This is a genomic window from Micromonospora arida (genome assembly GCF_003857035.1).
GTDB classification, from domain to species: domain Bacteria; phylum Actinomycetota; class Actinomycetes; order Mycobacteriales; family Micromonosporaceae; genus Micromonospora; species Micromonospora arida.
The window spans coordinates 1-6,339 of the sequence record NZ_QGSY01000056.1 but is presented as its reverse complement, the minus strand read 5'-3'; the positions used below and the strand labels follow the sequence as shown (position 1 = coordinate 6,339).

Genomic DNA, 6,339 nt, shown 5'->3' with positions numbered 1-6,339 from the left:
CCCGGTCCCCGCCCACCGTTGCAGCAGACGGGCGATCTCATCCGTCGTCATGAACGTGGCGTAACGACGGGTGCCGTCGGCAAAGTACAGGTGCGCATCGATGTTGTCGGCAGTCTCCGGCTCGTCGTCCTGGCCGGCCATGAAATGAACACGAGCGCCCTCGACCACGCGGTCCCATTCCGCTGTCTGACTCACCGAGGCATCATCGCAGCTTCGGACACTCGGCCTGGGAACCGTTCTGCTCGGCACCGACAGCGGTGGAGTGAACCGGACCGTCGCTTCGACAAGCCTGGTCAACCCCGACGACTCTTGGACATCTGCATCGAGCGTGCGGTGGCGCGGGCGGCGGTGTCGATGAGGTCTGCGACCGGGCCGGGTTGCGAGACTGCCACCGCGTGGGAAGCGGCGATTTCCACTGTCGTGGAGCCCGCCCTGTCGGCCAGGAAGCGCTGCAGGTCCGGCGGAATGCCCAGGTCCTGAGTGGTGATCAGGGTCCAGGAGGGGATCGTCTTCCAGGCGGCCTTTGTCACGCCCTCCTCCTGGGCGCTCGCCGAGGCGGGCCGTTGCGTTGCCGCCATGATCTGGGCAGTGTCGGGGTCGACGTCGGCGGCGAACACCTCGGGGAACTTGTCCTGCAGGATGTACTGGTCCATGGTCGTGCCGCCGTCGTCGGAGGGGATCGGCACCATATTGATGCTGGTGGCGAGCTGACTTCCGGGGTACTTGCCGAGCAACCCGATCACACTTTCGCCTACGTCCGGGCTCACGCTGGCGACGTACACCAGGGCCTTGACGTTGGAGGCACCGGCTGCGGCCTCGGTCATGACCAGCCCGCCGTAGGAATGGGCGGCCATCACGACCGGTCCGGGCAGGCTGTCCAGGAGGGCCCGAACGTAAGCGGCGTCCTTCTGCACGCCGCGCAGCGGGTTGGCGACGGCAATGACCGGGTAGCCCCGCCGTTTGAGGTTGGCGATCACCCCATTCCAACTCGACGAGCCGGCGAATGCACCGTGGATCAGCACAACTGTCGGCATCTCCTGGGCAGACATGTCAGAAGCAGCGCTCATCTGAAGTTCCTTTCGAGGGGCTCGCCACCCGCTGCCTGCGGTATGCAGGCCGGACCGACGAGGACGGTCGACGGAGCATTTCCCCGGCATTGCGAATCAGCCCGCGCGATCCCGGCTCCGATGGGGTTGCCGCATCCAGAATCCCGCATTGATGAGCCCACTGTCAGCGGGATCGAAGAACGGAGTGCCTCGTCGAACACCTGGCCGGCGCCCGACTCGGACACGAGATGACCTGCCGGTCACTGTTCGCACGCTGTGCGGCGTTCGGGTGCCACGCCCAATGCCCGCAGGTACAGATCAGACCGAACGTTCTGTCGCTAAGATGGTTGGATGGCGAGCGACGAACCCAATGCCCGACCCTCTGAGGCACGTCTCAAGCTTCTGCGCACGGCGACCAGGATCTTCTACGCGGAGGGCATCCACTCCGTTGGCGTCGACCGGATCATCGCCGAGGCGAAGGTGACCAGGGCTACGTTCTACCGGCACTTCCCCAGCAAGGACGACCTCATCCTGGTCTACCTGCGTGAGGTGCATCAGCTGGAGCGCGGCATGGTCGACGAGGCCATCGCCGCGAACCGGTCGCCGGTCGAGCCGCTCCTGGCCATCGCCCATTCCATCGCTCAGAACATCCAGTCCCCCGGGTTCCGTGGTTGCGCGTTCCTGAACGCCGCAGCGGAATACCCCGACACGAACCATCCCGTGCACCAGGAACTGATGGCCCACCGGGCATGGTTCCTGGGCACCATCACCGCGCTCATGGCACAGGTCCACGAAGGAACGGCGGATCCCGCAGCGCGCCACTTCGTCATGCTCCGGGACGGCGCCATGGCGGCCGGATGCCTCTCCGACCCCACGTTGGTGTCCGAGACCTTCCTGCGCGGTGTCGAAGGACTCCTCAGGATCAACTCGGAGCGCCAGTCGACAGAGTCGGCCCGTTAGCCCCCGCACGACCCAGAGCTGGGCCACCCCCGGTGACGGGATGACCCAGCTCCTCATTGTTGCCACCACCGGTTGAGCCCGCCCTCGCTCACCGGCGACGGCACGGACGGCCGTACGGCTCAGATCAGCGGCCGTACGCCTCCAGCAGGCGCAGCCAGACCTCGCTGACGGTCGGGTACGCGGGCACGGCGTGCCACAGCCGCTCCAGTGGGACCTCGCCGACGATGGCGATCGTCGCGGCGTGGATCAGTTCCGCGACGTCCGGGCCGACGAGGGTGAGGCCGACGATCACCCGTCGGTCCTCGTCCACGACCATCCGGGCCTGCCCCTGGTAGCCGTCGGCGTGCAGCGCGGCCCCGGCGACGCCGCCCAGGTCGTAGTCGACGACCCGGATCCGCAGTCCGGCGGCCTCGGCTGCGGCTGCGGTCAGCCCCACCGACGCGATCTCCGGGTCGGTGAAGACGACCTGCGGCACGGCGCGCTCGTCGGCGGTGGCGACGTGCCGGCCCCACGGGCGGTCGTCTGCCGCTTCGCCCCTGGCCCGCGCCACGATCACGTCGCCCACCGCGCGAGCCTGGTACTTGCCCTGGTGGGTCAGGAGCACACGCCGGTTGACGTCCCCGGCCGCGTACAGCCATCCGTCGCCGATCAACGCGCCGGCAGAATCGACCACCCGCAGGGTGTCGTCGACCGTGAGCCAGGCGCCCGGCTTCAGGCCGATCCGGTCGAGGCCGACGTCGTGCGTGTTCGGCGTACGACCGATCGCGACGAGGATCTCGTCGGCCTCGACCTGGTCGCCGCCGGTGAGCGTGATGTGCACCGTGCCGTCGCCGTCGCGGCTCACCGACGTGGCCTCGGCACCGAGGTGGACCGACACGCCGGCTTCCCGCAGGGACTGCGTGACCCGCTCGCCGACGAACGGCTCCGCCAGAGTGAGCACTCCGTCGCGGACGAGCACCGTCACCGTCGATCCGAGGCCGGCGTACGCGGTCGCCATCTCCGTGGCCACCACGCCACCACCGATGATGGCGAGCCGGCCGGGAACCTCGCTCGCGGCGGCTGCCTCACGGCTGGTCCACGGTGCCGCCTCGCGCAGACCGGCGATGTCCGGCACCAGTGCGCCACTTCCGGTGGCGATGACGACCGCGTGTCGCGCGGTGAGCGAGGTGGTGGCGCCGTCCGCCCCGGTCACCTCGACGATCCGGTCGGAGCTGATCCGCCCCTGGCCTCGATACAGGGCGATCCCCGCGGAGTCCAGCCAGGACACCTGCCCGTCGTCCTTCCAGTGCGAGGCGACGGCGTCCCGGCGGCGCAGCACGGCCGCCGCGTCCAGCTCGCCGGTCACCGCCTCGCGCGCACCGGGCAGCTGACGAGCCGCCCGGAGCGCGGCCTGGCTGCGCAGCAACGCCTTGGTCGGCATGCAGGCCCAGTACGAGCACTCGCCACCCACCAGTTCCCGCTCGACGATCGCGGCGGTCAGGCCGCCCTGCACGACGCGGTCGGCGACGTTCTCCCCCACCGGCCCCGCGCCGATGACAATGACGTCGTACGTGGCGTTCTGCACGTCAGTTTCCCTTCGCGGCGCGGCCCAGGCGGATAGCCGCGATGAGGAAGAAGATGGCGCCGGGGATGGCGTAGCCGATCGCGTTGGTCAGCGCCGGGTTGTCCGCGGAGGCAGCGGCGACGAACGATCCACCGGCGACGACGGAGATGCCACCGCTGATGATCATCGGCCACTGGCCACCCATCTTGCGGCGGGTGACGGCCACGATCAGCTGAACCAGTCCGGCCACGACCGCCCAGGCGCCCCAGACCCGCAGGACCGCGGGGATGCCGGACGCGCCGGCGACGCCCAGGCCCACCGCGGCGAGCAGGCTGATCGCGACGTTCACGTACAGCAGGGTGGGCGATCCGGTGGCCCGCGACGCTCGGGCGTCGACGATGGCAGCGGCCACGTCGAACAGCGGGTAGAGCACGAGCAGCGCGGCGGTGAGGGGGTTGAGGTGCTTGGCGAGTGGGAGCGTCACCGCAGCCCAGACGATTGCGAAGGCGAAGCGACCGAAGTACAACCGCCGCAGGGCAGCGGCCGTCGTCGAGATGCCGGGAACGGCAACCGTGGTCATGGTCATCCTCTCGGTGATTCCGGAGCGAAGGGGACGCCCAGCGGGGGGGGTGCGGGCCGCCGCCGGGAGGGGAAGGGCGGTGCTACTCGATGTTTGAGAACAGCCCCGTGATCTCCACCTGAGCGCCCTGGAGCCCGCCGAAGACGGCACCGGCAGCGGGCGTCGCGACTGCGGCAGCGGCATCCTCGTAGCTGGCGAAGTACAGGTCGAGCGTCCGGTACGCGGGAGTGGGCGTGCCGTCCTCCTTCGGCCACACCTTGGCCGACTCGACCCGCTGAAGCTTCGGGAACGTCTCGGCGGCCCGGCGCACGTCGGCGTAGACCTTCTCGAACTCGTCGGGGTCCGCGGGGTTACCGATGACGAGCGTGATCTTGGTAGGCATGGCGATCTCCTTCAGGCGCAGCCGTACACCCGGCCGACACCAGGTAGAACGAACGTTCTGTCTGCGAGAACCATACCGACGCGGACGCCGGTCGTCAAGACCGATCGTTCTATCCACCATTTTGGTGAGGGCGGGGGTAGGCATGGCGCTGGCCACCACCAGTGAAGGAAGCGCCGGTTCGACAACAACGCGCGGTGCGCGCCCCGCCGGTAATCGCAGCGCTGCTCGACCATTGCGGCGACGCCGAGGCTGCCCACTCCCGCAGTCCGGCCCAGACGGCGAACCCCACGAGCCCGCCGTGAGGAATCCGCGGTCAGGTCCGCTCCGACTGGCGTCCCGCCGGAACCGACCAGGTACGCGGCGCTGTGGGACGTCGCTGCGGCGTGCACATCGGGGCCCCGTCCACCAGGTGCCGGGGGCCAGGGCTAGATGCGGCGATGTCCGGCAGGGTCGGGGTGGACCTCGTCGGGTAGTGGGAGTTCGGCGTAGTCGGCCTCGCCGTACAGGTCGCGTCCGTCGAGGTAGCGCAGGTGGGGCTGTTCGCCAGTGCGCGGCCGAAGCCGGAGTCAGCCGCTCCGAAAGTTGGGCGGCGGCTCCGCGGTGGAAGCGGTAGCTACGCCCGACCGCGTCACGCCTCGGAATCGCCAACGTCGGAGGTTCCGCCTCCGATCGGTGAAGCGGAAATCTCCGTAGGCTGCCCCCACCTGCGCAACGCGTCGAGAAGCGCGACGAGGGCCAGCACTGCGGCCACCACGCTCAGCCCGACCATCGGCGCACCCCGGGCCAACGCCGGCGTGCACAGCAGCAGAGCGACCAATCCGATCAGGTGGGAATGGGAAACCCGCCCAAAAATCTCGTACTGCAACCGCACCCGGGCGACGAGGAAGAGCATCGGACCGCCCACCAAGAACAGCAGCCAACCGGGCCGCGGCTGCCCGAACGGATGATCGATCACCAGCTCGTAGCCGACCGCCGTGACGAGCACGCTGAGCACGATCAACAAATGCGTCCGTTCCGACACCGCGCCCAGCCGGCCGGGCATACCCGCTCGGTTGAACGCCTCGGTCAGCAGCAGACCGGCGCGGTAGAAGTAGATCCGCCACAGCAGCGCGCTGGTGGCGAACGCGACCGCGAAGGCGGCTGCCCGCTCCGGGGAGTAGTCCGCGCCACTGAAAACCACGCCGATGACCAGAATCGACTCACCGAGCGCGATGAGGAACATCTGCTGATGACGGTCCGCGAGATGGGTCCCCGCGATCCGCCACCGACCTACCTTCGCGACCCCGACCCACGGCAGCGGCCACCCCAACGTCCAGGCGAGGTAGTCGACAGCGAGGGCGACAACCCACAGTGGCAGGCGGAGATGATCCGGGCCCAACGCGCCGGCCAGCCACAGCGGGGCGCTCGCCAGAGCCCACACGACAAGCCGGAAGGGCACCAGCCGTCGCGGATGGCCACGCAGCGCGATGGCGACCACGAGCGGCCGCACCACCATCACCATCAGGTACGCGACCGCGAACGGCAGCGCTCGTTCCTCCATGGCGCGGGGCAGCGTCACCGCCATGATCAGGCTGGCGAACATGGTGCCGACCACGACGGCCTGAATGATCGGCTGCTCCGGTTCGTACCGGCTGGTGATCCAGGCGGTGTGCGACCAGATCAACCAGAGCGCCAGGAAGAGCAGCAGGGTACGCCCGAACCCCGTGACGAGCGCCCAGCCGGTGTCGTCGCCCAACCCCGCGAATCGTTGCGAGACCCGGGTGAGGGCCACAACGAACGCCAGATCGAAGAACAGCTCCAGGAACGTCGCCCGACCCGAGCTCACTGG

Annotated in this window: 7 protein-coding genes; 1 reads left to right on the top strand and 6 read right to left on the bottom strand. The window is 69.1% G+C overall.

What is annotated here, in order from left to right:
- Both DLJ58_RS00920 and DLJ58_RS00915 read right to left on the bottom strand, forming a co-directional pair.
- The coding region (locus tag DLJ58_RS00920) for a hypothetical protein (RefSeq protein WP_208740755.1) at window positions 1–195 on the bottom strand (195 nt) is incomplete at its 3' end.
- A gap of 98 nt (window positions 196–293) precedes the next feature.
- Window positions 294–1,022, bottom strand: a complete 729-nt coding sequence (locus tag DLJ58_RS00915) for an alpha/beta hydrolase (protein WP_244218730.1) — start codon at window positions 1,020–1,022, stop codon at window positions 294–296.
- 375 nt (window positions 1,023–1,397) lie between these two features.
- Here DLJ58_RS00915 and DLJ58_RS00910 point away from each other — a divergent pair, with 375 nt between their 5' ends.
- Entirely contained in the window at window positions 1,398–2,006 is a 609-nt protein-coding gene (locus tag DLJ58_RS00910; RefSeq protein ID WP_124853412.1) for a TetR/AcrR family transcriptional regulator, read from the top strand.
- 124 nt (window positions 2,007–2,130) lie between these two features.
- On the opposite strand, the gene DLJ58_RS00905 is transcribed toward DLJ58_RS00910, so the two are convergent.
- The 4 genes from DLJ58_RS00905 to DLJ58_RS00880 all read right to left on the bottom strand — a co-directional run bounded on the left by DLJ58_RS00905 (window position 2,131) and on the right by DLJ58_RS00880 (window position 6,336).
- Window positions 2,131–3,570 (bottom strand): dihydrolipoyl dehydrogenase family protein, encoded by a 1,440-nt coding sequence (locus tag DLJ58_RS00905; protein WP_124853411.1) that lies wholly within the window; start codon window positions 3,568–3,570, stop codon window positions 2,131–2,133.
- Window position 3,571: 1 nt separating this feature from the next.
- Window positions 3,572–4,129 (bottom strand): hypothetical protein, encoded by a 558-nt coding sequence (locus DLJ58_RS00900; protein WP_124853410.1) that lies wholly within the window; start codon window positions 4,127–4,129, stop codon window positions 3,572–3,574.
- 82 nt (window positions 4,130–4,211) lie between these two features.
- On the bottom strand, window positions 4,212–4,511 hold the full coding sequence (locus DLJ58_RS00895; protein WP_208740753.1) for a hypothetical protein: 300 nt from the start codon (window positions 4,509–4,511) through the stop codon (window positions 4,212–4,214).
- Between the two features lie 628 nt (window positions 4,512–5,139).
- Complete coding sequence (locus DLJ58_RS00880) at window positions 5,140–6,336, bottom strand: low temperature requirement protein A (protein ID WP_124853413.1); 1,197 nt, start codon at window positions 6,334–6,336, stop codon at window positions 5,140–5,142.
- Window positions 6,337–6,339: the final 3 nt, after the last annotated feature.